Origin of the sequence: Kineosporia succinea, from assembly GCF_030811555.1 — a bacterium.
GTDB classification, from domain to species: domain Bacteria; phylum Actinomycetota; class Actinomycetes; order Actinomycetales; family Kineosporiaceae; genus Kineosporia; species Kineosporia succinea.
In genome coordinates this window covers 5,207,359-5,233,631 of record NZ_JAUSQZ010000001.1, presented here as the reverse complement: position 1 = coordinate 5,233,631, position 26,273 = coordinate 5,207,359, and the positions used below count along the sequence as shown (strand labels likewise).

At 71.2% G+C, this 26,273-nt stretch carries 24 protein-coding genes; 7 read left to right on the top strand and 17 right to left on the bottom strand.

The annotated features are described in order from the left end of the window. Positions 1-59 precede the first annotated feature (59 nt). The gene (locus J2S57_RS22720) at positions 60-410 is read left to right on the top strand and encodes an RNA polymerase-binding protein RbpA (protein ID WP_307246321.1); all 351 of its coding nucleotides are present in this window, start codon (positions 60-62) and stop codon (positions 408-410) included. 1,347 nt (positions 411-1,757) lie between these two features. Here J2S57_RS22720 and J2S57_RS22715 read toward each other — a convergent pair. The 13 genes from J2S57_RS22715 to J2S57_RS22655 all read right to left on the bottom strand — a co-directional run bounded on the left by J2S57_RS22715 (position 1,758) and on the right by J2S57_RS22655 (position 13,584). After that, the gene (locus J2S57_RS22715) at positions 1,758-2,306 is read right to left on the bottom strand and encodes an FxsA family protein (protein WP_307246319.1); all 549 of its coding nucleotides are present in this window, start codon (positions 2,304-2,306) and stop codon (positions 1,758-1,760) included. 53 nt (positions 2,307-2,359) lie between these two features. Next, a complete protein-coding gene (locus J2S57_RS22710; RefSeq protein ID WP_307246317.1) occupies positions 2,360-3,139 on the bottom strand; it encodes a polyprenol monophosphomannose synthase in 780 nt (259 codons plus the stop codon). Between the two features lie 20 nt (positions 3,140-3,159). Further along, positions 3,160-4,848: an apolipoprotein N-acyltransferase gene (gene lnt, locus J2S57_RS22705; protein WP_307246315.1), complete on the bottom strand. Its 1,689-nt coding sequence runs from the start codon at positions 4,846-4,848 to the stop codon at positions 3,160-3,162. Between the two features lie 440 nt (positions 4,849-5,288). Further along, a complete protein-coding gene (gene kal, locus J2S57_RS22700) occupies positions 5,289-5,780 on the bottom strand; it encodes a 3-aminobutyryl-CoA ammonia lyase (RefSeq protein ID WP_307246313.1) in 492 nt (163 codons plus the stop codon). Between the two features lie 19 nt (positions 5,781-5,799). Beyond that, on the bottom strand, positions 5,800-6,534 hold the full coding sequence (gene kamE, locus J2S57_RS22695; protein WP_307246311.1) for a lysine 5,6-aminomutase subunit beta: 735 nt from the start codon (positions 6,532-6,534) through the stop codon (positions 5,800-5,802). Next, positions 6,531-8,102: a lysine 5,6-aminomutase subunit alpha gene (gene kamD / locus J2S57_RS22690; RefSeq protein WP_307246309.1), complete on the bottom strand. Its 1,572-nt coding sequence runs from the start codon at positions 8,100-8,102 to the stop codon at positions 6,531-6,533. Before kamD ends, kamE begins: the two co-directional genes overlap by 4 nt. Positions 8,103-8,828: 726 nt before the next feature. Then, complete coding sequence (locus J2S57_RS22685; RefSeq protein WP_307246307.1) at positions 8,829-9,758, bottom strand: LLM class flavin-dependent oxidoreductase; 930 nt, start codon at positions 9,756-9,758, stop codon at positions 8,829-8,831. A 279-nt stretch (positions 9,759-10,037) separates the two neighbouring features. Beyond that, positions 10,038-10,211 (bottom strand): hypothetical protein, encoded by a 174-nt coding sequence (locus J2S57_RS22680; RefSeq protein WP_307246304.1) that lies wholly within the window; start codon positions 10,209-10,211, stop codon positions 10,038-10,040. Between the two features lie 11 nt (positions 10,212-10,222). Then, complete coding sequence (locus tag J2S57_RS22675; protein WP_307246302.1) at positions 10,223-10,816, bottom strand: alpha/beta fold hydrolase; 594 nt, start codon at positions 10,814-10,816, stop codon at positions 10,223-10,225. Beyond that, on the bottom strand, positions 10,816-12,141 hold the full coding sequence (locus tag J2S57_RS22670) for an LLM class flavin-dependent oxidoreductase (RefSeq protein WP_307246300.1): 1,326 nt from the start codon (positions 12,139-12,141) through the stop codon (positions 10,816-10,818). The genes J2S57_RS22675 and J2S57_RS22670 overlap by 1 nt, the downstream gene beginning before the upstream one ends. Before the next feature lie 30 nt (positions 12,142-12,171). Then, a complete protein-coding gene (locus J2S57_RS22665) occupies positions 12,172-13,182 on the bottom strand; it encodes an LLM class flavin-dependent oxidoreductase (RefSeq protein ID WP_307246298.1) in 1,011 nt (336 codons plus the stop codon). A 40-nt stretch (positions 13,183-13,222) separates the two neighbouring features. Next, positions 13,223-13,423, bottom strand: a complete 201-nt coding sequence (locus J2S57_RS22660) for a hypothetical protein (protein ID WP_307246295.1) — start codon at positions 13,421-13,423, stop codon at positions 13,223-13,225. Further along, positions 13,420-13,584, bottom strand: a complete 165-nt coding sequence (locus J2S57_RS22655; protein WP_307246293.1) for a nitroreductase family protein — start codon at positions 13,582-13,584, stop codon at positions 13,420-13,422. The genes J2S57_RS22660 and J2S57_RS22655 overlap by 4 nt, the downstream gene beginning before the upstream one ends. 342 nt (positions 13,585-13,926) lie before the next feature. On the opposite strand from J2S57_RS22655, the gene J2S57_RS22650 reads away from it, so the two are divergent. The 3 genes from J2S57_RS22650 to J2S57_RS22640 are packed head-to-tail and all read left to right on the top strand — an operon-like array spanning position 13,927 to position 17,233. Next, the gene (locus tag J2S57_RS22650) at positions 13,927-15,447 is read left to right on the top strand and encodes an alpha/beta hydrolase (RefSeq protein WP_307246291.1); all 1,521 of its coding nucleotides are present in this window, start codon (positions 13,927-13,929) and stop codon (positions 15,445-15,447) included. Beyond that, on the top strand, positions 15,444-16,574 hold the full coding sequence (locus tag J2S57_RS22645) for a sensor histidine kinase (RefSeq protein ID WP_307246289.1): 1,131 nt from the start codon (positions 15,444-15,446) through the stop codon (positions 16,572-16,574). Before J2S57_RS22650 ends, J2S57_RS22645 begins: the two co-directional genes overlap by 4 nt. Next, complete coding sequence (locus J2S57_RS22640) at positions 16,571-17,233, top strand: response regulator (RefSeq protein WP_307246287.1); 663 nt, start codon at positions 16,571-16,573, stop codon at positions 17,231-17,233. The genes J2S57_RS22645 and J2S57_RS22640 overlap by 4 nt, the downstream gene beginning before the upstream one ends. On the opposite strand, the gene J2S57_RS22635 is transcribed toward J2S57_RS22640, so the two are convergent. Beyond that, the gene (locus J2S57_RS22635; protein WP_307246285.1) at positions 17,230-17,553 is read right to left on the bottom strand and encodes a hypothetical protein; all 324 of its coding nucleotides are present in this window, start codon (positions 17,551-17,553) and stop codon (positions 17,230-17,232) included. The two genes, J2S57_RS22640 and J2S57_RS22635, sit on opposite strands and share 4 nt — an antisense overlap. Then, the gene (locus J2S57_RS22630; protein WP_307246283.1) at positions 17,550-18,617 is read right to left on the bottom strand and encodes an SDR family oxidoreductase; all 1,068 of its coding nucleotides are present in this window, start codon (positions 18,615-18,617) and stop codon (positions 17,550-17,552) included. Before J2S57_RS22630 ends, J2S57_RS22635 begins: the two co-directional genes overlap by 4 nt. A 133-nt stretch (positions 18,618-18,750) precedes the next feature. On the opposite strand from J2S57_RS22630, the gene J2S57_RS22625 reads away from it, so the two are divergent. Then, on the top strand, positions 18,751-19,620 hold the full coding sequence (locus tag J2S57_RS22625; RefSeq protein ID WP_307246281.1) for an SDR family NAD(P)-dependent oxidoreductase: 870 nt from the start codon (positions 18,751-18,753) through the stop codon (positions 19,618-19,620). On the opposite strand, the gene J2S57_RS22620 is transcribed toward J2S57_RS22625, so the two are convergent. Together J2S57_RS22620 and J2S57_RS22615 are read right to left on the bottom strand one after the other, a co-directional pair. Beyond that, a complete protein-coding gene (locus J2S57_RS22620) occupies positions 19,601-20,629 on the bottom strand; it encodes a S66 family peptidase (RefSeq protein ID WP_307246279.1) in 1,029 nt (342 codons plus the stop codon). The two genes, J2S57_RS22625 and J2S57_RS22620, sit on opposite strands and share 20 nt — an antisense overlap. A 54-nt stretch (positions 20,630-20,683) precedes the next feature. After that, on the bottom strand, positions 20,684-22,258 hold the full coding sequence (locus J2S57_RS22615; protein ID WP_307246277.1) for an amidohydrolase: 1,575 nt from the start codon (positions 22,256-22,258) through the stop codon (positions 20,684-20,686). 137 nt (positions 22,259-22,395) lie between these two features. Between J2S57_RS22615 and J2S57_RS22610 the strand changes: the two genes are divergently transcribed. Continuing rightward, the gene (locus J2S57_RS22610; protein WP_307246275.1) at positions 22,396-25,011 is read left to right on the top strand and encodes an endo-beta-N-acetylglucosaminidase; all 2,616 of its coding nucleotides are present in this window, start codon (positions 22,396-22,398) and stop codon (positions 25,009-25,011) included. 35 nt (positions 25,012-25,046) lie between these two features. Further along, a complete protein-coding gene (locus J2S57_RS22605) occupies positions 25,047-26,159 on the top strand; it encodes a LacI family DNA-binding transcriptional regulator (RefSeq protein ID WP_307246273.1) in 1,113 nt (370 codons plus the stop codon). Positions 26,160-26,273 lie beyond the last annotated feature (114 nt).

Genomic DNA, 26,273 nt, shown 5'->3' with positions numbered 1-26,273 from the left:
CGTCGATCCTCGGCGTTGTGCGCTTGTGAGACTGGCCGTCAGTCGCGGAGGGAGCCGTCATGGGTGAGCGGAGCATGCGCGGGACGCGCCTTGGAGCCTCGAGTCTGGAGAGCGAGTCGGGAATTCAGCCGGCCGCCCGTCAGGACATCACGTACCACTGCAAGAACGGGCATTCCATCGTCGTCCCGATGTCGATGGAAGCAGACGTGCCCCCGCTCTGGGAGTGCCGTTGCGGTGAATTCGCCCTGCGCGAAGATGCCGAACTGCCGGAGCCGAAGGCCACCAAGCCTGCCCGTACGCACTGGGACATGCTGATGGAACGTCGCACCACGGCCGAACTGGAGACCCTGCTGGAAGAGCGTCTGGCGCTGCTGCGCTCGGGCCGCTTCCACGGTCGTCGTTCGGCATAACGCGCGCCGAGCGCCACACGAGCAGAGCCCGGATCTCCCCACGGGGAGGCCGGGCTTTCTCACGTCCACGGCAGCTTGACCGACCCGAGCGACTGCTTGAGGACGCGCCGGTCACCACCACCCGGAACGCACCTCCCAGAACGTCCCCGCCCAAGCACGAATGCGCCCGACCGGGAAACACAGCTCGCCGCCCGCCCCGCCTGACCTGGCCTGACCCGTCTGGCCCGCCCCCGCCCCGCCTGCCCCTGCTGGCCTGCCCCCGCCCCGCGTGCCTCTGTGACCCTGTGGGTCTGCCCCCGCCCCGGCTCACCCTGCTGGCTGGCCTGCCCCGCCTGACCCTGCTGGCCTAACCCCGCCCCCGCCTGCCCCTGCTGGCCTGGCCCCGCCTGCCCCTGCCCGGCCCCGACTGGCACCGCCCGGCCTGACCTGGCCCCGCCCGGACCCACCCGCCCGGACCCACCTGGCCGGCCCCGCCTGGCCCGCCCCGCCTGGCCGGCCTCGCCTGGCCGGCCTCGCCTGGCCGGCCCCGCCTGGCCCGCCTCACCTGGCCCGCCTCACCTGGCCCGCCCACCTGGCCCGGGGTGCCTAGCAGCCCCACCTGGCCTACCACTGGCCTGGCCCCACCTGACTTGGGCCACCTGACCTCACCCACCCGACCTGGCCTACCACCGGGTGCTCGGCCCCGCCTGGCCCCCTCCCGGCCCCCTCCCGGCCCCGCCCGGCCCCCGCGGTCCCCTGGCTGCTCGGGGCACCCTGGAGCCACTCAGCTGGGGAGCACTGAACTGCAGATCCTGGCCCGGGTGGGCAAACTCGCTGCTTTCGATTATCGATAATCGAAAGCAGCGACGTCCCGCGCCCGGCCTCCGTGGGACACGGGCGACGCGAGGGGCACCTGGCCGGCGAGCGTCACAGGCACATCACTCGTGGAAACGGCGACGCAGGAGGCAGCCGGACGGCGAGCGTCAGAGGCACGTCTCTGTGGGAAGCAGCGACACGAGAGGCACCCGGACGGCGAACGCACAGGCACGTCACGTGTGGGAAACAGCGACACGAGAGGCACCCGGACGGCGAACGCACAGGCACGTCACGTGTGGGAAACAGCGACACGAGAGGCACCCGGACGGCGAACGCACAGGCACGTCACGTGTGGAGAACAGCGACACGAGGGGCACCTGAGCGGCGATCGTCGACAGGCGCGTCCCTCGTTCAGCAACGGCAGCCGAGGGCAACAGCGACACCCGACCGCAGCGTCCTCTGTCGCCCTCGAGTACTGCACCCGTCAGCGGGGCTTGACCCCAGAGTCCTCATCAACCACGGCGACCGCCACAGACCCGAGCCTCGGCGAGGTCAGCGGCGGTCGTCGGGGGTGCCGTCGACGACCTCGCCCTCGATCACGTCCTCGCGGCCGAAGCCCGGGCCGAAACGGCTCGGGCCCCGCCCCTGGGACGGGCCGGCCGTCGTCTGCCCCGGGGCCGGACCCGACGCGGACTGCGGGCCGCCCGGGCCGAACTGCACGGTGCGGATGTACGCACCCCGCATGTTCGCCTGGTCGGCCGCGGCCCGGCGGAACCAGCCCTCGAGCGGGCGGCGGGCCAGCGGACGCGTGAACGGCAGCACCAGCAGCAGGGCCACCACGTCGGTGACGAAACCCGGGAAGATGAACAGCACTCCCGCGAGCATCAGCACTGTCGCGTCGGCCAGATCGCGGCTCGGCGGGGTGCCCGTGCGCACCGACGCGTTCAGCGCTCGCCAGGCCGCGCTGCCCTGCCGCCGCACCACCGTCATGCCGACGACCGAGCCGAGCACCAGCAGCCCGAACACCGGCAGGCCGCCGATGACGGTGCCGACCTCGATCGACACGACCAGCTCGAGCAGCGGCAGCAACAGGGCCGCCACCAGGATCCACCGCAGCTTGCCGGCCTTGCGGCGCTGCGGCCCGACATTGCCCGCTACTGGGCGGCCGGTCGCCCCGTCACCCTGCGGACCAGCTGGCCCACCTGGGCGCTCCGGTACCGAACGCCCCACCGTGTCACTTGCCACAACGCCTCCACCACGATCGCCTGGTCCATCTTGCTCGTCCCGTGCTCTCGTTCAACGAACGTGATGGGCACTTCGTCCACGCGGAATCCCCGCCGAATCGCGCGCTGCGTCAGATCGACCTGGAAGCAGTACCCCTGCGACTCGACGTCGTGCAGGTCCAGCTTCTCCAGCGTGGTGCGGCGGAACGCCCGGAAACCGGCCGTCGAGTCGCGCACGTGCAGGCTGAGGGCGATCGCGACGTACAGGTTGGCGCCCTTGCTCAGCAGCTGGCGGCGCTTGGGCCAGTTCACCGAGCGGCCACCGGCCACGTACCGGGAACCGATCGCCAGGTCGGCGCCGGCGTCGATGCGGTCGAGCAGATCGGGCAGCTGCTCCGGCGGGTGCGACCCGTCGGCGTCCATCTCGACGAGCACGTCGTACCCCTGATCCAGGCCCCAGTCGAAGCCCGCGATGTAGGCGGCGCCCAGGCCCTGTTTGCCGGCCCGGTGCATCACGTGCACGTTCTCGTCGGCCTCGGCCAGCCGGTCGGCGAGCTCGCCGGTGCCGTCGGGGCTGTTGTCGTCGGCGATGAGCACGTGCGCGCCGGGCTCGGCGGCCCGCACTCGGCGCAGGATCAGGGGGAGGTTCTCGAGCTCGTTGTAGGTGGGGATGATCACCAGCACCCGGCCGGACCGGGACTGCGTAGTCATTTCGGGGAAGGTCGCCTCTCTCAGCTGATCTGGGTACGCCGCGCGATCAGTGCGGTGCCCAGCACCAGGCCGATCGCGAGCGCGGACAGGATCCATTCCGGCCACTCGCCCACCCGGGTCGCGATCGTCTGCTCGGTCCGCAGCGGGACCGTTGCCTCGAGGACGTCCTGGGTGAAGTGTCCGGAACGTTCCACCACCGTTCCGTCCGGGAGAATGATGCCACTGACACCGACCGTGCTGATGTTCACCACCGAGCGGCCTGATTCCACGGCCCGGATCCGCGACTGGGCGAGCTGCTGGACGCTCTCGTCGGTGAGGCCGAACGTGGCGTTGTTGGTCTGCACCGCGAGCATCGTGGCGCCTGCCCGCACCGAGTCGCGCACCAGCCCGTCGTAGGCGACCTCGAAGCAGATCACGTCGCCGACCTTCACGTCGCCCATGCGCATCACGCCGACCGGGTTGTCGCGCAGTTCGTCACCGGAGACGAAGTCCTTGGAGATCAGGTCGACCTTGTCGCTGAACAGCCGGAAGAAGCTGCGGTAGGGCATGTACTCACCGAACGGCGCCGGGTGACGCTTGACGTAGGTGCTGTCGTCGCCGGTGCCCGCACCCTCACCGGGCCGCCAGACGATTCCGGTGTTGGACACGTAGTCGCCCGGGCCCTGCACCACGGCGCCGACCAGCAGCGGGGCGTCGATCGCGTCGGCGGCGTCACTGATCTCACCGGCCGCGTCGGCGTTGATGTACGGGTCGATGTCACTGGCGTTCTCCGGCCAGAGCACGATGTCGGGCTGCTCGCTCTCGCCGGTGGCCACCCGCTGGGCCAGGGCCCTCGTGGCGCTGACGTGGTTGTCGAGCACGGCCCGGCGCTGGGAGTTGAAGTCCAGGCCGGCCCGGGGCACGTTGCCCTGCACGGCGGCGACCCGGGTGGTGCTGTCACCGTCGGTGGGCAGCGGGATCAGGGCGCCGAGACCCATCACACCGAGCGCGAGGGCCACCCCCACGGCCGGGAGCAGCGCGCCGGGCAGGGCCCGCGAGCGCAGGGCCGTGAAACCGGTCACCAGCCCCCAGGCCAGCAGGGTGCCCGACACGGCGACCGCGAACGAGACCAGCGGGGCGCCGCCGATCGAGGCCAGGGCCGCGGTCGGGGCGTCGGCCTGGGAGAACGCCAGACGGCCCCAGGGGAAGCCACCGAACGGCCAGCGACCTCGCACCGCCTCCTGCGCCACCCAGAGCCCACCGGAGACGAGCAGGAGCCCGGGGACGCCTCCGCGCACCTTCCAGGCGCGCGGCAGCAGGGCGCCCATCCCGGCCAGGTACAGCGCCTCGGTGATGCTGAGCGCGATCCAGGGCAGTGCGCCGACGTAGATGCCGATCCAGGGGATCAGCCGCAGGAAGAAGACCAGGCCGAAGACGAAGCCGAGCAGCGCCCCGAACTTCTTGGAGACGCCGCGGGTGGCGATGGCCAGACCGGCGACACCGACCGGGGCCAGGGGCCAGATGTCGATACCGGGGAAGGCCAGGTGGAGCACGAAGCCGCTGACGCCCGCGAGCACGAGCCGGGCCCAGGCCAGGCGGCCGGAGGGGGTGCGGAAGGACCCCCGCAGCCGACGCAGACGCCCGGGCGGTGGAGGAGCGATTCCGGCCTGGTCGGCCTCGCGGCTGGTACTGGTGCCGACGCCTGGCTCGACCACGGCCGAATCGCTCATCCCGCAAGACTACGGGAGCCCTACCGGCCGGAAGGAACGGGCGCTGGCCAGGGTCAGGGCCGCCTGGCGTGACGGCCAACCCCGGACCAGCGGTACCGAACCACTGGAACCGCTGTGGTTCCGAACCGGCAGGTTGCCCGGCCGGGCCCGCGCCACCCTTCGGACCGCCATCGCCCGCGCTGGATGCGTGGACAACACCGTTGTCTACTGAGCGGCGCCGGACCCGGCCGACGTCCCTGACGATCGCAGTGATCCCAGCGATCGCGCCGACGAGGCTAGTGAAGTCCAGCCCTGTCGACAATTCGACTCACTGACCTGCGGGTTCTTGCTATATCCGCAGGTCAACGCGTTACAGCTGAGACTAACGGTGAGATCGGCCGAACGGACCGTTTCTCGATGTCACGGCGTGTCGACCTAAAGTAATGACACCGGTGGGGTTTTCACGCCCCAGGAACCACCACGGTCCCCTTTGCCCGGATCACCACGATCGGCTTAGCCAGCACTTCAGCTGCAGACACGCCCATATCCGGGCGAAGTCGGCAGACAACAGTAGCAATGAAGTCGATCTCCCTCGAACGCCGCCCCAGGCGTGTCACCGTGCCCTTTGTCTCCAAAACATCCCCGGCCCGGATCGGCGCCAGGAACTGGACATCGGAGTACGAGGCGAACAACCCCTCGTCGCCGTCGGTGCGGATGCAGATCTCGGTGGCCACGTCGCCGAAGCAGGCCAGCCCGAACGCGCCGTCCACCAGATTTCCGGCGTAGTGGGCGTGTGCGGCAGAGATGTACCGCTTGTGGACGACGTGGAGCCCCAGCCGCGGATCGGCGGCCGGAGTGCCGTCCCCGGCCCCGGCGACGCCGGTTGTCCCGTCCGCGGCGGCCGCACCGCCCGAGCCGCCGCTGTCCCGCTCGCCCGTCACGTCGTCCCCCATCTGCTGCTGCCCATGACTCTCACCCGGCCGGCACCAGCGCGTGGGCCAGGTACGACGCGACCTCGCCGGGCGTGGTGCCCCGGCCGAAGATCCGGTCCACCCCGAGCGACGTCGCCGCCCCCTCGTCGAAGCGCGGTCCCCCGGCCACCAGCAGCGGACGCTCCCCCGCCGGATAGGCCTCGGAGAACGCCGCCGCGACCTCGCGCGTGGTGGTGAGGTGCGCGTCCTTCTGGGTCACGACCTGAGAGATCAGCACCGCGTCGGCCCGCTCGGCCCGGGCCCGGGCGACCAGCTGCGGCACGGCCACCTGCGCCCCCAGGTTCACGACCCGCATCTCCCGGTAGTACTCCAGGCCCTTCTCACCGGCGAACCCCTTGATGTTCAGGATCGCGTCGATGCCCACCGTGTGCGCGTCGGTGCCGACGCAGGCGCCCAGCACCACCAGCTTGCGGCGAAGCCCCCGGCGGATGCCCGCGTTCACGTCCTTCGGCGTCAGCAGCGGGTATTCACGCTCCACCACGGACACCGCGGACAGGTCGACGAGATGCCGCACCGGGCCGTAGACCACGAAGAAGGTGTGCTCCGGCCCCAGCGCCTTGGAGTGCACCACCATCGCCGGATCGATGCCCATCGACGCCGCGAGCTGGGCCGCCGCCCCCTCGGCCCGTTTTCCGGCCGCGACCGGCAGCGTGAACGACACCTGCACCATGCCGTCGCCCGTCGTGTCGCCGTAAGGCCGCACCAGCTCACTCATACCGGCACCTCCAGCGCCTCGATCGCCGGGTTCACATAGCCGTCGGCTCGTTTCACCACGCCGTCGAGTCCCCGCCCACCGTCCGGCGGCCTCCGCATTCCGGCGAAGGTGCCGTCGGCGATGGCGGCGAGCATCCCCTCGTCCACAATTCTCTCGAGCAGTTCGAGGGCCTCGCCCAGCACGTGCCGGGCCCGGGTGGCGATGAAACCCTCGGGCGGGGGCCGGAAGTCCTCGGTGAGACCGGAACACGCGTCGAGCACGTACCGCACGTTGTCGAGCGCCAGGTCGCGGTCGGACAGCCAGGGCGTCACCACCGCCTCGGTCATCATGCCGACCAGCAGAATGCCCTGCCCCGTCAGCACTCCCGCGAGATTGAAGAACCCGTCGAGCAGATGGCCGCGGAACACGTCGCCGGTCATGTGACGGGTCGGTGGCATCCACTTCAGCGGCGCCTTCGGGAACAGCGTGCGGGCCAGCAGGGCGTGCGCCAGCTCGAGCCGGAACGACTGCGGCACCGCGGGGTCGATCTCGAAAGCGTGCCCCAGGCCCATCAACTCGTCGGGCAGGCCGGCTTCCTTCGCGAAGAACTCGTTGAGCAGCTGCGACACCGTGACGGTGTGCGCGGCCTCGATCGCGTCGGCCGTGGTGAGGTAGTTGTCTTCGCCAGTGTTGATGACAATGCCCGCGCGGGCGTGGATCTGGCGGCTGAACCGCTGGTCGACGAACGTGCGCACGGGGTTGATGTCGCGGAACAGAATGCCGTACATCGAGTCGTTGAGCATCATGTCCAGCCGCTCCATGCCCGCCAGTGCGGCGATCTCGGGCATGCACAGGCCGGACGCGTAGTTGGTCAGGCGCACGTAACGGCCCAGCTCACGGCTCACCTCGTCGAGAGCGGCCCGCATCAGCCGGAAGTTCTCACCGGTGGCGTAGGTTCCGGCGTAGCCCTCGCGGGTCGCCCCCTCGGGCACGTAGTCGAGCAGGCTCTGACCGGTCGAGCGGATCACCGCGATCACGTCGGCCCCGGCCCGGGCGGCGGCACAGGCCTGCGGGATGTCCTCGTAGATGTCGCCGGTGGCCACGATCAGATAGATCCAGGGGCGCCGCGGGGCGTCACCGTGTCTGCGGATGAGCCGTTCGCGCTGCTTGCGGCTGCTGTCGATGCGCCGGATGCCCAGGCCCACGGCCTTTTTCGCGGCCGACCGGGCTCGCACCGCGTCACGGCCCGCCGGGATCCGGAAGCCTCCCCCACCGGTGGACGCCTTCTGCGCCAGGGTGAGCAGGTCGGGTGCCTGCCCGCGCACCAGGGCGTCCCACACCGGCAGGGCCACGCCGTGCTCCAGCCCGACCTCGGCGCGCACCGCGTCGACCAGGCGGTTCACCCAGGGCACGCGCTCGCTGTCGGCCCCCTCGAGACCGGCGAGACGGACCGTCGCCCGCTCGACCGAGACCGTGGTGTGCGTGGTCGCGAGCTGCACGATCGGGCGCCCGGCCCGTCTCGCCAGCATCCGGGCCCGCCGGACCTGCGCCGGATCCAGGCGAATCAGCGCGCTCTGACTCGATTCCACGGAAGAATCATCGCATCAGGGCTCCGAAACAGGAAGACTTGCGGAGAATGAGTGCTGGGTCGGGCGGCTGCGCAGCCTGGGCATGGCCGTGGCCTTGGCCGTCGCCTTGGCCGTCGCCTTGGCCGTCGCCTTGGCCGTCGCCTTGGCCGTCGCCTTGGCCGTCGCCTTGGCACAGACGGAGACGCAGGCCCGGCCCGGGTAGGCCCGGCCCGGGTGGACAGACCCGGGGGACAGCGACCGGGAGCCACGACGGTGGACGCCAACCGGGAGCCACCGACCTGAGCCACCAACCTGAGTCACCCACCTGGGCCACCGATCGGGAGCCACCCACCAAGGCCGCCATCCGGAGCCACCGCCCAGACACCGCGACCAGGAGCCACCCACCAAGCCCACCCCCGAATCCACCGCCAGACACCGCGACCAGAAGCCACCCACCAAGCCCACCCCCGGAACCACCACCCAGACACCACGACCAGAAGCCACCCACCAAGCCCACCCCCGGAACCACCACCCAGACACCACGACCAGAAGCCACCCACCAAGCCCACCCCCGGAACCACCACCCAGACACCACGACCAGAAGCCACCCACCAAGCCCACCTCCCGGAGCCCGCTCGGGCACCGCGACCGGGGGCGCCGACCAGGCCTGGGCGTCCGAGGCTTCCCAGAAACGGGCGGACGACGCGTAAGGTCAGAGGGCTCGGGCTTTACCGATCGTCCGAAGGTTCAGTCGGGGCAACTCGGACGCCGGATGCCGATGAACGCGCTGCGCCGAGCCGGATGACTCGGATCGAGCCGGAGGTTCCCGCTGCCGTAGATCCGCTCGCGGAGGGTGGGGCCGGTGTCGGCGTCACGCATCCGGCCGCGGGCCCGCAGTTCGGGGATGACCTGATCGATGAACGCGTCCAGGGTCGGCGAGGTGATCACGAACCCGTCGAGACGGTTCTCACGAGCCAGACGCTGCAGCTCGTCGGCCACGAAGACCGGATCACCAGCAATCGCGGCCTCACCGGAACGGCCGGCCCCCTTCGCGACGGCAGTCTCCCCGGGGACGGCAACCTCGCCAGGCACGGCCACACTCACGGCCACATCCACGGCCACATCCACGGCCACATCCACGGCCATGACGAAACGCAGCCCCGACGCCCGGCGGCCGTGATCGGCGGCCAGTTCCCGGATCCGCTCGACCGCCCAACGATTGGCGGCCGCCGTCTCCCCCGCCAGGTGCAGGATCTCGGCGTGACGGGCGGCGAAGTCCTGCTCGGCCCGGGAGAAGGCGGGATGGAACAGGACGGGCGTGCCGGACCCCGGCGCGTCTTCGCACAGCTTGTACACCGTGGCGGCGAAATCCTCGGCCCCCGCGTGATCCTGGGCCAGATCCGGCGCGAACCATCCGGCGCGGCCGGCCGTCTGCGCACTGAGCGTGGTGAGGGTCGCGGCCAGCTGCTCGGGCGCGACCCCGGCCACCGAGGCGCTGAGCACGAACCCGAGCCGGGGTGCGACCGCCGCCATCTCGGCGATCGGGACATCAGCGTCAGACAGCACCAGCGCGTCGAAACCGGCCTCGCCCAGCCGGCGAGCCAGGCCGATCCAGCCCTGCGGCGTCCGGTCGGCCGGCGCGACTGAAGCACCGAGGAGCCAGGGAGTTCCGCTCATGCCCGAGGCTAACCGGAGCCGACCGGCCGCCGGAAGGGCGTGTCCACATGGCAGAACTCTCCCTGCCGCCGTTCGGCCGCCCCGGCCGGGCGCGACCCGGCCACGACCGGCTCGCCCTGCCCGGCTCGCCCAGCCGCGGCCGTCTCCGCGGTGTCCGGCCCGACCGGGGACGCCTTCGAGATGGCCGCGCACTGCCGAAAGAGTGCACCGATAGCAATCTTTCGCGTCGCAACGTCCACCCCGACGACCATAACGCAAAGTCTACTGAATCGCTAGACTTTACGAGCGTCCCGGTACGAAGGGCTTCAGGAAGTCCTCGACCACGGGCCCCCAGGCCTTCAGGTCGCGGGGTGTGGCGGCCGCCGGGTGCAGGGTGGCGTTCGGGAGCAGCTCGGCCAGCCGCCGGGCCGTGCTCAGCGGATGCCCGGGGTCGTCGGCCCAGGGCAGGATCAACGCGGGATGCGTCAGTGTGCGCAGTCTTTCGGGATCCGGCAGGTCGGTCTGCGCGGCCCCCGGAAAACCGCGGGCAGCAGCTCGAGGGGAACCTCCGGCTCGAACGACCAGGTGGTACCCGCCAGCGCCGGGGGCAGGAAATCGTCTGGCTGCCCGGCGACCTCCTCCCGCTCGATCCGGGCGGCCGCCTCCTCGTTGCGCAGCGAGTTCGCCGCCCGCGTCTCCCAGGCGGTCGGCGGGATCACCAGCACCAGCCGCCGGAACGCCGACGGCTCCCGGAGCGCCGCGTGCAGGATGGTGCCCGTTCCCATCGACGAGCCGATCACGTCCACCGGATCCGCCGGTGAGACGTGCGACTTCACCGTCAGCAGGTCGAGAGCGAGGTTCTCCCAGGTGTAGAGCTCCGGCACCGCGGTGCCGGTGGACTCGCCGTGAGCCCGCGCGTCGTAGCGCACGAACGTGTGATGTTCGGCCAGGGAGCGAAAATCGACCCCGATGGCCGTCTCGGCACGGCGGCTCATGGTGTTGCCGTGCAGCTGGATCACGGCCGGGCCGGTGCCGAAGGAGTCCAGGGCCAGCGTGGCCCCGTCGACGTGAACGCTCATCACGGCACCCTAGGCAGGGCCAGGTGCTCACGCAACGTCGTGCCTTCGTAGGCCGTGCGGTAGGCGCCACGCTCCTGCAGTTCGGGCACCAGCAGCTCGACGATGTCGGTGAGCGAGTCGGGCAGCAGGTGCGGCGTGATGTTGAAACCGTCGACGGCCCGGGTGCGCACGTAGTGCACCCACTGCTCCGCGATCTGGCCGGGCGTGCCCACGAACCAGCGCTCGCGGGGCGAGACCTCGCGGTACAGCTCGAGAATCGACAGGCTCTTCTGCTCGGCCAGCTCGCGCCAGGCCGCGATGCGCTCGAGCTTGCCGGTGCGCTGCTCGAGCGGGATCGTGCCCCGCGAGGGGTCGAGCTCGCCCTGACTGGGCTCGATGCCGGGCAGCGGGCCGTGCGGGTCGTAGGCCGACAGGTCGGCGCCCCAGTACTGCTCGAAGAACGCCATGGCCCGCGGCGCCGACAGCTGCTCCTCGCGCACCCATCGCGCCTTCTCGCGGGCCTGCGCCTCGGTCGGCGCCAGCAGCACCGCAGCCCCGGGCAGGATCCGCAGCGAGTCGGCCGAGCGGCGGTGCCGGTTCAGACGGGCACGCAGATCGGCGGCGTAGGCCACGGCCTGGTCGAACTGGGTGTTGGCCGAGAACACCACGTCGGCGTGGGCGGCGGCGAGTTCGCGGCCCCCGTCGGAGTCACCGGCCTGGAAGAGCACGGGACGCCCCTGGCGGCTCGCCGGGACCGTGGCCGTCGCGCGGGTGCTGACCAGGTCGGTCTGCCGCTCCACCGCCGGGCCCCCGAACGAGGCCCACAGATCCTTCGCCGTCTGCACGAACTGCGTGGCCCGCTCGTAGCGGCGCTCGTGCGCCAGCCAGCCACCGTGGCGGAAATTGGCCCCGGTCCAGGCATTGTCGGTGGTGACGATGTTCCAGCCGGCGCGGCCGTCGGAGAGCAGGTCGAGACTGGCCAGACGGCGAGCGAGGTCGGCCGGGTAGTTGTAGGTGGTGTTCTGGGTGGCGACCAGACCGATCCGCCCGGTGACCGCGGCCAGCGCGGAGAGCTGCGTGATCGCGTCGGGACGCCCGGCCACGTCGAGTTCCAGCACCCGACCGCGGTTCTCGCGCAGGCGCAGGCCCTCGCCCAGGAAGAACGCGTCGAACAGGCCGCGTTCGAGCAGCTGGGCGACCTCGACGAAGCTCTCGATCGCGGTGTGCGGGCGCTCGGTGGGCCTCGACCAGACCAGCTGGGGGCCGACGCCGGTGTAGAAGACGCCGAGATGCACCTGGGCGTTCGGATCGTACGGCGCTCCGGTGTCGGGGGTTTCGCCGGTCATGTTCTCCTCGTCTCGTTGCGCGAACCCGGATCAGGCCGTGACGTAGCGGTTGGCCGGGCGGACCAGGCCCAGGCGCTCGCGCAGGGTCGACCCCGGCGGCGCGGGCGGCACCAGCGGTGCGATCAGTGGCAGGTCGACGGTCTGCACCGCGGGCAGCAGCCGCACGCCATCGGCAACGCGGGCCAGCGAGACCAGGAGATCGGCCAGCCCGGCGGCCGGTCCCACGTACCGCTGCCGGTCACCGGTTGGCCAAGGAGTGAATGCGTCGAGCCGGGAGAGTCTTTCGGCCGCCGACTCGTCCGGCGCGTCGAGCACGACCTCGAGATCCACGAAGACCAGCGGCCCTTCACCTCGCCCCCGCTCGCTCGAGGGCGTCAGCACGATGTCGGCGTGCTCGTCGATCCCCAGCCCTGCCGGCGCGATCACGACGACCTGCCCCTGAGGCGGACGTGGCGTGATCAGAGGTCCTTTCACGCTGAACGTGGCTCCGGTGAAGTCGATGTGGTGCACGCGCGCGGCGTCCAGGTAGCGGCCCGAGGCCACGTCGCGGATCACGGCGTCGTCCTGCCAGGAATCCCAGAGGGACCGCGCCGCAACCACCACGTCCGCGATTTCGGTGCTCAACGCGTCTTCAGGCAGGAGAGGCTCACCCACCGTGGCGAGAGCCGAGGCATCCGCGGCCGCCCCGACCAGCCAGGCCGCGCGGCCCTTGCTCGCGTGGTCGAGACTCGCGAGCTGGGTGGCGAGGTGGAAGGGCTCGGTGGTCGTCGTGTGCAGTACGGGCGCCAGGCCCAGGTTTTGGGTGATGGTGGACGCATAGGCGGCCCGGGTGCCCGCCTCGAGTCGGCCTGCGGCTCCGGTGGTGGGTGGGGTGGGCGCGTCGTCGAAGGTCGCGAAGACGAATCCGGCGTGATCGGCGGCGGTCACGGCCTGGCGCAAGGCCTGAGCGTCGAGCCCGGCTCCCGCGGAACGGCCGGCGGCAGGATGGGCGCCCTCGCCGTCCAGATCGACGGCGACGAAGAAGGGCCGGGTGTCACTCATGCTCGGGTCGCTCCCTGATGCGGTGAAAACGGGAATTGCCTCAGTGCCGCTGCTCGTACGTGGTGCGCAGGCCCCGCTTCTGGCGCTGGTCGATTTTCACGCCGGAGGTGCTGTCGGCGGTGACCGCGCGCATGATGTCGCCGCGGCCGAACAGCAGGATGTCTTCGTCGCAGCCGACGTGCACCACGGGTGCGGGTCGGGGGGCATCGTCGCGCTGCCGCCGGAAGGGCCTCAGGTTCATGACGTCACCACCACGACCAGGTCCCGGTGCTGGCGATTGCCGACGGACGGGGTGCGCCGCGCACCCTCGCAGATTCGCTCCAGATCCGTCTCAGAGATGGGCTGTTCGGTGAAACTGCGCACGTTGCGCCGGGAGGTGATGGCCTCCCAGGTCTCCGTCATGCCTGCCTCCAGCGTCGGGTTGCCCTGGAGTCATACTCTACTAATTGACTAGAGATTACTAGATCGGGTTTTCCCGTACCGTCGAGGGTCAGGTTTTGGAGCTGGGTCGCCTCCGGGCCCGGGCGGAACTGGGTGGCGGGGTGACGCCGGTGACCAGGTCGAGCACCCGGCCGCAGTGGCCCCCTCGGCCAGCTCGTCGGCGGCACGACGCACCAGCGGCTGATTGCGCGGTCTCGGCGAGCCCGGCGGTGGTTGACAGGGCCATGTCCCCCGGGCGAGCTACGCGCAGGTGTCCACGCCGAGGTGACGACCGGGAACCTCCGTTTCCCTAGCGTTTTCGCCATGAAGAAGAGGATCACGTTCGCCGTCACCGCGGCCGCCCTGGCAGCCGGCGCCCTCACGGCGGTACAGACCGGTGCCGTCGCCCAGGCCGAGAGCCTGCTGCCGGTGCGCACCCCACGCATCACCTGGGGTGCCTGCCCGGAACCGCCGGCCGGCCTCACCGTGGACGAGCGCCAGCAGTGCGGCACCCTCACGGTCCCGCTCGACTACGACCACCCGTGGGGCCGCACGATCACGCTCGCGGTGTCCAGGCTGCCCGCGAAGAAGGCCACGCACGGCGTGCTCTTCACCAACCCGGGCGGACCTGGCGGTGAGGGGCTGAACATGCCCAGCACCCTGACCGCCGAGGTGAGGTCGAGGGCCCTGGACGGCTACGACGTGATCGGCCTCGACCCGCGCGGGGTGGGCCACAGCAGCCCGGTGACCTGCGACCTGACGCTCGAGGAGATGTTGCCGCCCGCGCAGTACGGATCCGTCAAGGAGAGCACGGCCTTCGCGAGGTCGGCCGCCCGGCGCTGCCAGGCCTGCAACGGCGACCTGCTGCGGCACGTGACCACCGCCGACACCGCCCGGGACATGGACCAGCTGCGCAAGGCCCTGGGCGCGGAGAGGATCACCTACCTCGGCCGCTCGTACGGCACCTACCTGGGCGCGGTCTACGCCTCGCTGTTCCCGTCACACACCGAGAAGATGCTGCTCGACAGCGCGAGCGACCCGGCGCAGGTCTGGTACGAGCAGCTGCGCCGGCAGAGCGAGGCCACGGCCACGCGCTTCCCCGACGCCGCGAGACTGGCCGTCACGACGGGGTGGGGCCGCTCGGAGAAGGCCGTCACCCGGCGCTACCTGCGTCTGGTGGGACAGCTGGACCGGCGTCCCGTGGAGCTGCCCGGCAGCGAGACCGCGTTGAGCGGCAACGTGCTGCGCTTCCTCACCTTCGGCCTGCTCTCCGACGATGCCTACCTGCCCACGCTCGTCGACTCCTGGACGACCGCCGCCGACCTGGCCGACGGCACGGCCACCGCCGAGCAGGCCTCGAACCTGGCCGGGCTCCTCGGGGCCGTCTCGCCCAGCAGCTCCCCCGGGGTGCCCCGGGACAACTCGGTGGCCGCCGCCTACGCGGTGCTGTGCGGCGACGGGGGCTGGCCGGGCGACGTGAAGACCTACGCCGCCAACGTGGCCCGGGACCGCGAGGCCTATCCCCTGTCGAACGGCGCCCCGGCCAACGTGCTGCCCTGCGCCTTCTGGCCGACCCGGCCCGGGAAGCCGGTGAAGATCAGTGCCGCCGGCGCCCGCGACATCCTCATCCTGCAGAACGAGCGCGACCCGAACCTCACCGTCGGCACGGCCCGGGGCCTGCAGAAGGCTCTGGGGAACCGGGCCGCACTGGTCACGGTGGACGCGGGTGGCCACGTCGTCTACGGCCCCGGCACCAACGCCTGCGCCACCGAGGCGGCCGAGACGTTCCTGACCGAGGGCACCGTGCCCGGCCACGACGTCCGTTGCTCTACGGTTGCCGGATGATCGACACGGGTGCCTGGTCGTCGCGCTGGCGGGCCCTGCCCGTCACCGTTCGCGATCTCCCCGTCGCCGTCGGTGTTTTCGTGCTCTGCCTGCCCGCCCTCGGCAACGCCGGCACCCAGTTCGGCGATCTGCCCACCCGCCCCTTCGACGGGTGGGCACTCGTCGCGGTGGTGCTGGAATGCCTGCCCCTGGCGACGCGCCGACGTTGGCCGGCCGCGAGCATCCTGGTCGCGGCAACCGGTTTCGGCCTCGACCAGGGCCTGGCCTACCACACGGTGGGTGGCACGGCCTTCGCGCTCGGACTGGTCAGTGCGGGAGCATACGTCGAACGGTGGCGCGCGGGTGTCATGACGGCGCTGTCCGTGAGTTTCGTTGCGCTGGCCGTACTCCTGAACCATCGCGGCGTCACGGACGGGCCGGTCGAGTGGGTCGTCACCTACGTGGTGCTGGCGGCGGCGTGGGTGATGGGCTCGTGGTTGCGCTCGGCCCGGGCCCTGGAGGCCGAGCGCCGGCAGCACCTGGCCCGGGCGGTGCGTGAGGCCGAGCGCACCCGCATCGCCCGCGAACTGCACGACGTGGTCACGCATCACGTGACCGCAATGGTCTACCAGGCCGAGGCGGCGCGGTACCTGGCCGCCGATCCGGCCCGGCTCGACGAAACTCTCGGCGCCGTCACCGGAACCGGACGGCAGGCGATCACCGACCTGCGGCACCTGCTCGATCTGCTGAACCCCGAACACCACTCGTCCGGGCGGGAGCCGACGATCGGGGCTCTGGACGTGCTGGTCGGGCAGACGCGAGATGCCGGGCAGCCGGTCGATCTCGTGATCGACGGGGTGGAGGCGTCGTCGACGGGCAGCGGGGAGTTCGTCACCTACCGGGTTGTTCAGGAGGCGCTGACGAACGCACTCAAGTACGCGCACGGGTGCCCGACGGTGGTGCGGGTGTCGTACGGGGAGAAGAGGATCGCGGTGGATGTACGGACGACGGGGACGGGTTCGGAGGCAGCGTCCGGGTCGGGTCGGGGACTGAACGGCCTGCGCGACCGGGTCGAGATGCTCGGCGGAACTTTCGAGTCCGGGCCCTCGGACCAGGGTTTCGTGGTGCGGGCGGTGATCCCGGCGTGATCGGGCCGGTGAAGGTCCTGATCGCGGACGACCAGGTGCTGGTGCGCACCGGCATGGCGACGATCATCGACGCCCAGCCTGATCTGGAGGTGGTCGGGGCCTGCGGCGACGGTGAGGCGGTGGTCGCGCTGGCCGCTCGGCTACGTCCGGACGTGGTGGTCATGGACGTGAGGATGCCTCGCCTCGACGGGATCGAGGCCACCCGGCGGCTGGCCGGCGCCGGGGTCACCGATCCCGTGAAGGTGCTCGTGGTCACCACTTTCAATCTCGACGAGTACGTCTACGAGGCCCTGCGGGCGGGCGCGAGCGGGTTCCTGCTGAAAGACGCTCCGCCGGGACAGTTGCTGCAGGGCATCCGCACCGTGGCTCTGGGCGCCTCCCTGCTCGACCCGGAGGTGACCCGCACGCTCGTGGGGAGGTACGCGTCCCGCATTCGCCCGACCGCAGGAACCCCGGTGCCCGGGATCCGCCTCACACCGCGCGAACTCGAGGTGCTGCGGCTGATCGCCGACGGGCGCTCGAACAACGAGATCGCGGCGGCGCTGGTGATCAGCCCGGAGACCGTGAAGACCTTCGTGTCACGCATCCTGAGCAAGCTGGGTCTGCGTGACCGGGTGCAGGCCGTGGTCTACGCCTACCGCAACGGCCTGGTCACCTAGGGCCTGGGCCGGCTGCCCGCTCCCAGAGCACCCGCGACCCCGGCGCTGACCAGGGCCACGCGGCGGTACGAGGGCGAGATCGCCGCCAGGGCGACCATACTCGTGGCGTGCAGCCCGTCGATCAGCGAGGCGGGCGTCGAGACCAGCCCGGGCTTCACGGTCAGGCCCACCGCCTGCACCACGTGCCGGGCCCCCAGCACCCGGGCGGCGACCACCAGACCGGGCAGCTCCGGATCGGCGCCGACCGCCCGGATCACCTCGCGGGGCCGCAGCAGCAGCGCCGCACCGAAGGCGGCACCGGCCACCGCAGTCGTCCTCATGCCCGCGATCCTAGACGCTTGATGCCACCCACCAGGGGCTTGGCCTTGTCGCTGAGCGCGATCAGGCCCGCGCCCGCCCCGGACAGCCCGGCGCCGACCGAGGGCAGCGCCCCCAGACGCTGGGCCAGCCACTGCTGCTTGCTGAAGCTGCGGGCCTGGTCGTCGAAGATGCCGTGCGACCCGAAGTCCCGGCCCCCGGCGCCGTCGGCCGGCTCCCACAGGTTCGAGGGCTGATCGGCCGGACGCGGGTCGGGGGTCTGCTGCGACGTCAGGCCGGTGCGCGCGAGGTAGCGGTCGAGCACGGCGGGCAGCAGCGCGTTGCCGAGAATGGTTTTCGCGGCACCGGTCCCGACCCAGTACTCACGGCGGCCCGGGTGGTCGGCCGCGTACAGCACGGCCTTCGCCGCGACCTCGGGCTGGTAGATCGGGGGCACCGGCTGGGCCTGCTTCGGCAGCCGCGACAGCACCCAGGAGAACTGCGGCGTGTTCACGGCGGGCATCTGCACCATCGTCACGCTGATGCCGCTGCCGGAGTTCAGCAGCTCCACGCGCAGCGACTCGTTGAAGCCCTGCACCGCGTGTTTGGCGCCGCAGTAGGCACTCTGCAACGGGATACCGCGGTAGGCCAGGGCCGAGCCGACCTGGATGATCGCGCCCCGGTCCCGCAGCCGCATCAGCTTCAGGGCCGCCTGGGTGCCGTGCACCGTGCCCAGGTAGGTGACGTCGGTGACCCGCCGGAACTCCTCGGCCGCAATCTCCCCGAACGGCGCGAACACCGAGGTGAACGCCGAGTTCACCCACACGTCGACCGGCCCGAGCTCGGCCTCGGCGCGGTCGGCCGCGCGCTGCACCGCCTCGGCGTCGGCGACGTCCACCGGGATCGTCAGCGCCACGCCGCCCGCGTCGCGCACCTCGCGGGCCGCCCCTTCGAGCCCCACCTCACCCCGGGCCAGCAGGGCGACCTTGGCCCCGCGCTCGGCGAAGGCAACCGCCGTCGCGCGGCCGATCCCCGCGCTCGCTCCGGTCACGACCACGACTGGGGGCTTCCCCGTTGCGTCAACCATGACGATCAGTCACTCAGCGGGCGCCGGGCTGTGCAACTCGATGTGACACCCCCCTCTCGAATCGCTGAGGCGACCGTTCGTTGTCAGGCTGACCAGCGTCCTCAAGCACTTTCAGGCATCCGGAAGGACACCCATGCCCGAGTCACCCGTCGTCCTGATCACCGGCGCCAGCGGCGGGATCGGCACCGCCGTCGCCCTCGCCTATGCCGATCGGGGCGCCCGCCTGGTGCTCACGGCGAGGTCGGGCGGAATGCTGGACGACCTGGTCACCTCCTGCGAGCAACGCGGCGGGAGGGCGGTGGCCCAGGTCGCCGACGTCAGCGACGCGGAGGCGGTGCGGGCGGCCGTCCGCCGGGCGGTCGAGGAGTTCGGAACGCTGGACGTGGTGGTGCACACGGCGGCCGTCGTCGCCTACGGGCGGCTCACGCAGGTGCCCGAGCACGTCTGGGACCGGGTGGTGGACGTGGGGGTGCGGGGAACGGCGAACGTCGCCCGGGAGTCCCTGCGGGTGTTCGAGGACGCCCGGAAGGGGCACCTGGTGATCATCGGCTCGGTGCTGGGCCAGATCACGGCGCCCCGGATGGGCGCGTACGCGACGTCGAAGTGGGCGGTGCACGGCCTGGCCCGCACGCTGCAGCAGGAGGCCCGCAAGACCCCGGGCGTGCACGTGGCCCTGGTGTCACCCGGCGGCATCGACACCCGGATCTACCGGATGGCCGCGACCTACGTCGGGAGGGCCGGCTCCCCTCCCCCGCCCGTGCTCAGCCCCGAGGCCGTGGCCCGCACGGTGCTGAGGGTCGTGGACAAGCGCCGCCGCACCGCTGCCGTCGGCCCCCTGAACCCGCTGATGCGGCTCGGTTTCAGCGCACTGCCAAGGGTTTACGACATCCTGGTCGGGCCGCTGTTCAACCTCCTGGCCCTGGCCCGCAAGCCGTCCCCGGAGAACGAGGGCAACGTGTTCCGGTCCTCCGAAGACGTTGCCGCTAGTCGAGGGTCTGAGTGATCTCGCTGCGCTCCGCCGTGTGAACGAGCCGGGCCCGGGCCCCGTTCACGAGGGGGAGGAAGGGCTGGACGTGGCCGCACTCCACGTCGGCGACGATGGGCACGCCCAGGCCGCCGAGCGCGTCGATCACGGCGTCGCGCTGGGTCAGGTTGCCGTTGTCGGGCGCCGAGGTGCGGCCCACGAGAACGGCGTTGGCGCGGTCGAAGAAGCCGGCCAGGCGCAGGCCGTGCAGGTTGCGGCAGATGGTGCCCGCGTCGTCGCCCGCCGCTTCGACGTAGACCAGCAGGCCCTCCGGGGCGTGCTGGTCGGCGAAGGCGGTGGCGTCGAGAAAGCCGGTTCCGGTCAGGTTGCAGAGGGTCTCGATGCAGCCGCCGATGAGACGGCCCTCGACGTCGAGGTCCTCGGCGCTGTCGAGGCGGGTCCAGGCCCCCGGGGTGTCGAGCGTGAACTCGCTGACCTCCGGGTGCTCGCGGTAGTCGTCCCAGCCCTGCGCCCGGTAGCGGCCGGGCGGGGTCTGGGCGAACGACGCGCCGGCCTCCAGGGTGACGAGGTCGAGCCAGGTCAGCAGGCCCTCGGGCGCCCGGTAGGGGGTGTCCATCAGGTTGTTGCCGTGCACCGTGGCCGTGCCGGTCAGCAGGGTGAGAGGCGTGATGATCGTGGAGATGTCGGAGAACCCGACCATCCAGGTCGGTTCGCCCTCGCGCAGCCGCGTCCAGTCGAGCCGGGGCAGCAGGTCGATCGCGGTCTCGCCGCCCCACGGCGGCACCACCGCGCGGATGGACGGGTCGGTCAGCATCGCCGTCAGCTCCGCCGCCCGGTCGGCCGCCGGGGCGCTGACGTGACCGGAGGCGTCCATGCACTCCCCGACCACGACCTCGTACCCCCGCGCCTCCACGGCCCGGACACCGGCCTGCAGCCTCGGCCGTAGTTCCGGCGGCACGCCGAGGGACGGTGAGGTGACGCCCACCCGGTCACCGGGACGCAGGGGGCGGGGGTATCGCACGGACATGACCGGGAGTCTCGCACGAGGCGACAATCCCGGCGAAACCCTTTCGGGCCGGGCTCAGCGCCGGCGGGTGAGCACCAGCTCGGGAACGGCATCGCCGCCGAAGAGCTCCTCGGTCAGGGCGGCCAGGGGCACCGAGTGCTCGGCGACGCCGGCGACCCGGATACCGGGGGACGTCCAGGCGGCGAACGTCGCCCGGTCACCTTCGCCGAGGCGGATGGTGGCGGGGCCGGGACGGCGCGACGCCCGCAGACCCCCGAGGGTGTGCGCCTCGATGGCATCGCGGAGGTCCAGGCGCTGGACGCGGTTGTGGTGGCGCAGGGCCGCGCGCACACCCTCCCAGGGGGCGAACGGGGTCACCGGGCTGTCGGAGCCGAACGCCAGCACGACGCCCGCCCTCAGCATGCTGAGGAACGGGTTCTGCGCCAGGGCCCGGTCGGGCCCCACCCGCCGGGCGTACATGCCGCTGTAGCCACCCCAGTGCGCGTCGAAAGCGGGCTGCACGCTGGCGATCACGTCGAGGTCGGCGAGCACGGCGGCCCCGGAGACGTCGATGCCCTCGACGTGCTCGAAGCGGTGCCGGGCGGCCGCGACCGCGTCGTCGCCCAGGGTCTCGGCCGCGCGGGACAGGCCCTCGAGCAGCTCCTCGACCGCGGCGTCACCGATGACGTGGAAGCCGCCCTGCACACCGGCCCGGGTGCACGCGACCAGGTGCTCGTGGGCCTGCTCGGCGGTGGAGTAGAGGTAACCGTGGTGGCCGGGGGCGTCGGTGTAGCCGCTCTTCAGGCGGGCGGTGCGGGAGCCGAAGGCGCCGTCCATCATCAGGTCTCCGGCCAGACCGGCCAGGCGGCCCCCGAAACGCTCGAGCACCTGCCGGGCCTCGGCCTCCGAGGCCACGAGCTCACCGCGGTAGGCGACGACGTCGGGCAGATCCTCCCCGGTGAGCTCCAGCAGGGCGAGCAGGTCTTCGTCGGGGGCGATGTGGGGCGCGGACATCTCGTGCACCTCGATGACGCCCCGCGCGGCCGCCCGGCGCAGTGCCCGGAGCTGCAGCTCGCGGCGCTCGGCGGCGGGGATCTCGAAGCGGGTGGTGTGACGGGCCGCGTGGTGGGCGTCCCGTTCGACGCGTCCGTCCGCGCTCCAGCCCTCGCGGCCCGCCAGCCCGGCCCGTTCGGCGAGGGCCGAGGAGACGACGGCCGAGTGCACGTCGACCCGGGACAGGTAGACCACGGCCCCGCCACCGGCGTTGTCCAGCTCCTGAGCCGTCGGCGGGCGGCCCTCGGCCAGCTCGAGTTCGTCCCAGCCGTGGCCGAGGATCTGCCGGCCGGGCCGGTTCCGCGCCAGATCGGCCACCCGGTCGAGGATCTCGGTGACCGACCGGGCGCCGGTGCAGTCGACGCCGGTCAGGAGCAGCCCGGTGTCGGTGACGTGGGCGTGCGCGTCGACGAAGCCGGGCAGCAGCAGGGCACCGGCCAGGTCGACGGTCTCGTCGGCGTCGTCGGACGCCGTGCCCTCGGGGGTGACGCGCACGATGACGCCGTCGTGGACCAGCACCTCCCAGCGCCGGGGCAGCTCCTCGTGGAACCCGGGTGGTTCGGGCAGCTGGACGCGGCGGTAGAGAGTCGAGCGCACCGGGTCAGTCTGTCATCAACGGGCCAGCCGCCCGGTCGCCACTCTGCGTCCGGAGCCCCTTGCTGTCGGCGAGGACACGTCCATACACTGCCGTGAAGACTAAAGCGCATTAGTTGCACCTCACGGAAGAGGTACACGTGTCTCGCAGAAGAACCCTCATCATCGCCGCCACCGCGGCGACCGCGGTTCTGGTCGCCGCGGCCCTCCCCGCCACCGCGTCGGACACCCTGCCCTGGACCGGAGCCGCGGCCAAGGGCGCCAACCAGCCGTTCCAGCACGGCTACACCGCGGCCGACCTGCTGCGCTGGACGCCGGGGTCCGACCTGTTCGGCGACCTGACCCGGTCGAGAGTGCCCCTGCAGCAACGTATCGACACCGGCGAGAAGGGGGCCGAGCACCTCACGCTGGCCGGTGACTACGGCAACGCGTTCTTCGAGAGCTACCCCTACAACAACGAGTTCAGCGCCTACACGTTCAACTTCTGGCAGTACACCGACTATTACGCGTCGTGGCACGGCATGGCCGGGGAGGGCGTGCCCGAGGAGCTCTACGACCCGAACCTGGACTGGAAGGAGAAGTGGTTCGAGTTCGGCATGCTCAACCTGCCGAACTCCGGCTACACCAACGCCGCGCACAAGAACGGCGTGAAGTCGCTCGGCACCGTGTTCCTCTCCGAGAACGACCGGGGCACACAGACCTACACCGAGCTGCTGAAGCAGGACGCCGAGGGCGGCTACCCGGTGGCCCGCAAGCTGATCGAGCTGGCGCAGTGGTACGGGTTCGACGGTTACTTCATCAACCAGGAGGAACCGAAGGTCGCTCCGGCCGACATCCCGCGCTACAAGCAGTTTCTCAAGACCATCAAGGATGCCGGGCTGTACGTGCAGTTCTACGACTCGGTGGACAACACCACCGGCGCCCGCGTGTACCAGAACGAATTCACCGCGCTCAACAGCCCGTTCGTGCGTGACCCGGAGATCGGCGATGTCAGCGACTCGATGTTCCTGAACTACTGGTGGAACAAGACCAAGCTGACCAACTCGGCGCAGCACGCGACGTCGATCGGCCTCGATCCGCTCACCACCTCGTTCGCGGGCCTCGAGGCGGGGATGTACCAGTTCGACCAGCCGTACGATCTCGACGACAACTTGGGCGCCGACGGCAGACCGATGAACGCGATCGCCACGCTGGGCAGCGATTTCGTGCACGCAGAACTGCCCGGCAAGGAAGACGACGCCAACCAGTGGAAGGCGTACGACCGGGAACGGCGCTGGTGGACGGGAAGCTCGACCGGGGGCGCCGTCGACGCGGGCACCTGGAAGGGCATCTCGAACTACATCACCGAGCGATCGACGATCGACGGGTCGGTGTTCGACACGACCTTCAACACCGGCCACGGACTGGAATACGTTCACCAGGGCCGGAGTTCGAGCCCGGACGAGTGGTCGAACATCAACGTCCAAGACCAGCCGGCGACCTGGCAGTGGGACATCACCTCCACCGGCGCGCCCCTGGGCGTCGACTACGACTACGGCACCCGGGCCACGAAGGCCGACCGCTTCACCTACCGGCCGGTGGGTGGCTACGAGGGTGGCAGCTCGCTCGTGCTGAGCGGCGACCTCGAGGCCGACAACTACCTGAAGCTCTACCGCACGGATCTGGCCGTGGGCAAGAAGTCCGAGGCCGAGGTGACCTACCGCAAGGTCTCCCCCACCGACGCGTCCCACATCGATGTCGCGGTGACCTTCGCCGACGAACCCGACCGGGTCGTCCGTCTGCCCCTGACGAACTCGGGCAGGCAGAGCAAGCAGTGGACGACGGGCACCGTGGACCTGGGTGACCACGCCGGCCGGACGATCGCGACGCTGGGACTGGGCGTCTCGGGCGCTTCGGTCGAGAACTACCAGCTCAACGTCGGCCGGATCACCGTGACTGACGGAAGGAACCACACCCCGTCCACCCCGCGCGGCTTCCACGTCACGTCCGCCCTCACCGGCACCGACGAGCTCGAACTGGGCTGGGATCTGGGCGATTACGACGATGTGGCCGAGTACGCGGTCTACGACGGCGGAAAGTACCTCGGCGGCATCTACGACGACGTGCTCTACGTCAAGCATTTCACCGCGGGCAAGGGCACTCTCGAGCTGCGGGCGGTCGGGCACGACGGCAGCCTGAGCAAGCCGGCGAAGCTGACGTACGACTTCACCAAGGGCACCGGCGACGTCACGGCGTCGGTGTCGGACGACGGCTCGGTCGACGTCAGCTGGCCCACTCCCACCAACAACACGAGGGTCACGCTCACATCCGCCTACACCGACGAACCGGTCAGCCGGTCGGTGCGGGTGACGGGCAGAGCCACCTCGGCCCGGCTCACCGGGCTGCCCACCGAGGGCGGGCACTTCAAGGTGACGGTGGACGCGGGGAAGGGCACCGAGGTCTCGGCCCGCGGGGAGTTCGCCGACACGGTGGTCGAGCCCTACGCCCGCGATCTGGTCGACATCGACTCCACCACCGCCCGGTTCAGCACCCCGGCGACCGACGACTGGTACAAGATCCACGTCGAGGAGGACGGCGTGGCCAGGACGTTCGCGACCACGTACTCGTCGGGGGCCAAGCCGTACATCATCCGGGGCCGCACCACGACGGCCGCACTCACCCTGCGGTTGTCGAGCGCCACGTCCCGGGTGACGGCCACGATCGAGGACTACTCGGGCAATAAGGCCACGACCGTGATCAGGGAGGTTGTACCGTGATCAGCCCCTGCCGCACCGAAGCCTCCTGAGGACCCATGTCGCCGCGACGGCCCCGCCCGACGTTGAAGGATCTCGCCACGCGTCTGGGCATCTCCGAGACGGCGGCGTCGTTCGCGCTGAACGGCCGTCCCGGGGTCTCCGAGCAGACCCGCGAGCGGGTGCTGGCGCTGGCCGAGGAACTGCAGTTCGCGCCGAACCACGCGGCCCGCACGCTGTCCGGGATCACCTCGATGACGGTCGGGTTCGTGCTCACGCGCGACGTGCAGGAGTTCGGCATGGAGAGCTTCTACCTACGGCTGCTGACCGGGGCCCAGTCCGTGCTCTCCAGCCGTGGGTACGGGCTGCTGTTCCAGATGACGCGGTCGGTCGACGACGAGCTGGCCGTTCTGCGCCGCTGGAACCGGGAACGCCGGGTCGAGGGGGTCATCATCAGCGACCTGCGCCGGGGTGACCCGCGTCCGGCGTTCCTGCGTGATCTGGGCCTGCCGGCCGTGCTGGCCGGCGGGCCCGATCCCAAGCGGCTGCTGCCCGCGGTCACGGTCGACGACGGGGCGGCCATGCGGCTGCTGGTCGAGCACCTGCAGGAGACCGGTTGCCGCCGGCTGGCCTACGTCAGCGGGCCGGCCGAGCTGCTGCACGTGCACCGGCGCATCGGGGCGTTCCGCAAGGCGGCGGCCGGGGTGCTGGCCTCGCCGGGGGTCGTGCACACCGACTACAGCGAGAGTGACGGGCTGGAGGCCACGCGCCGGCTGATCGCGTCGGCCGACCGTCCGGACGCGCTGGTGTTCGACAACGAGGTGCTCGCGGTGGCCGGGGTGCGGGCGTTGCGCACGGCCGGGCTGCTCGACGAGATCTCGGTGGTGAGCTGCGAGGACTCGGCGATCTGCGTGGCGCTGCAGCCGTCGCTGACGGCGGTGCGGCGGGATCCGACGGTGTTCGGCGAGGCGGTGGCGCGCAGGCTGCTGCAACTGGTGGACGGGCCGGACCGGTCTGCCCCGGCGGACGGGGCCGAGCGCTCGGCCGGCTCGGCTCGTTCGGATCGTTCGGATCGTTCGGCTCGTTCGGATCGTTCGGCTCGTTCGGTGAAGGCCGACATCGAGGCGCAGCAGCCGACCCTCGTGGTGCGCGAGAGTTCGCCGCAGCGCTGAGGTTCGGCCTCGACGTCGAGGTGCCGGCGCACCGGGTTCGTCGCGGCACCGAAGGTCCCGATTAGCACTCTTGTCGCGCTGATCCATTGACGACGGCGACTAAAGCGCTTTAGC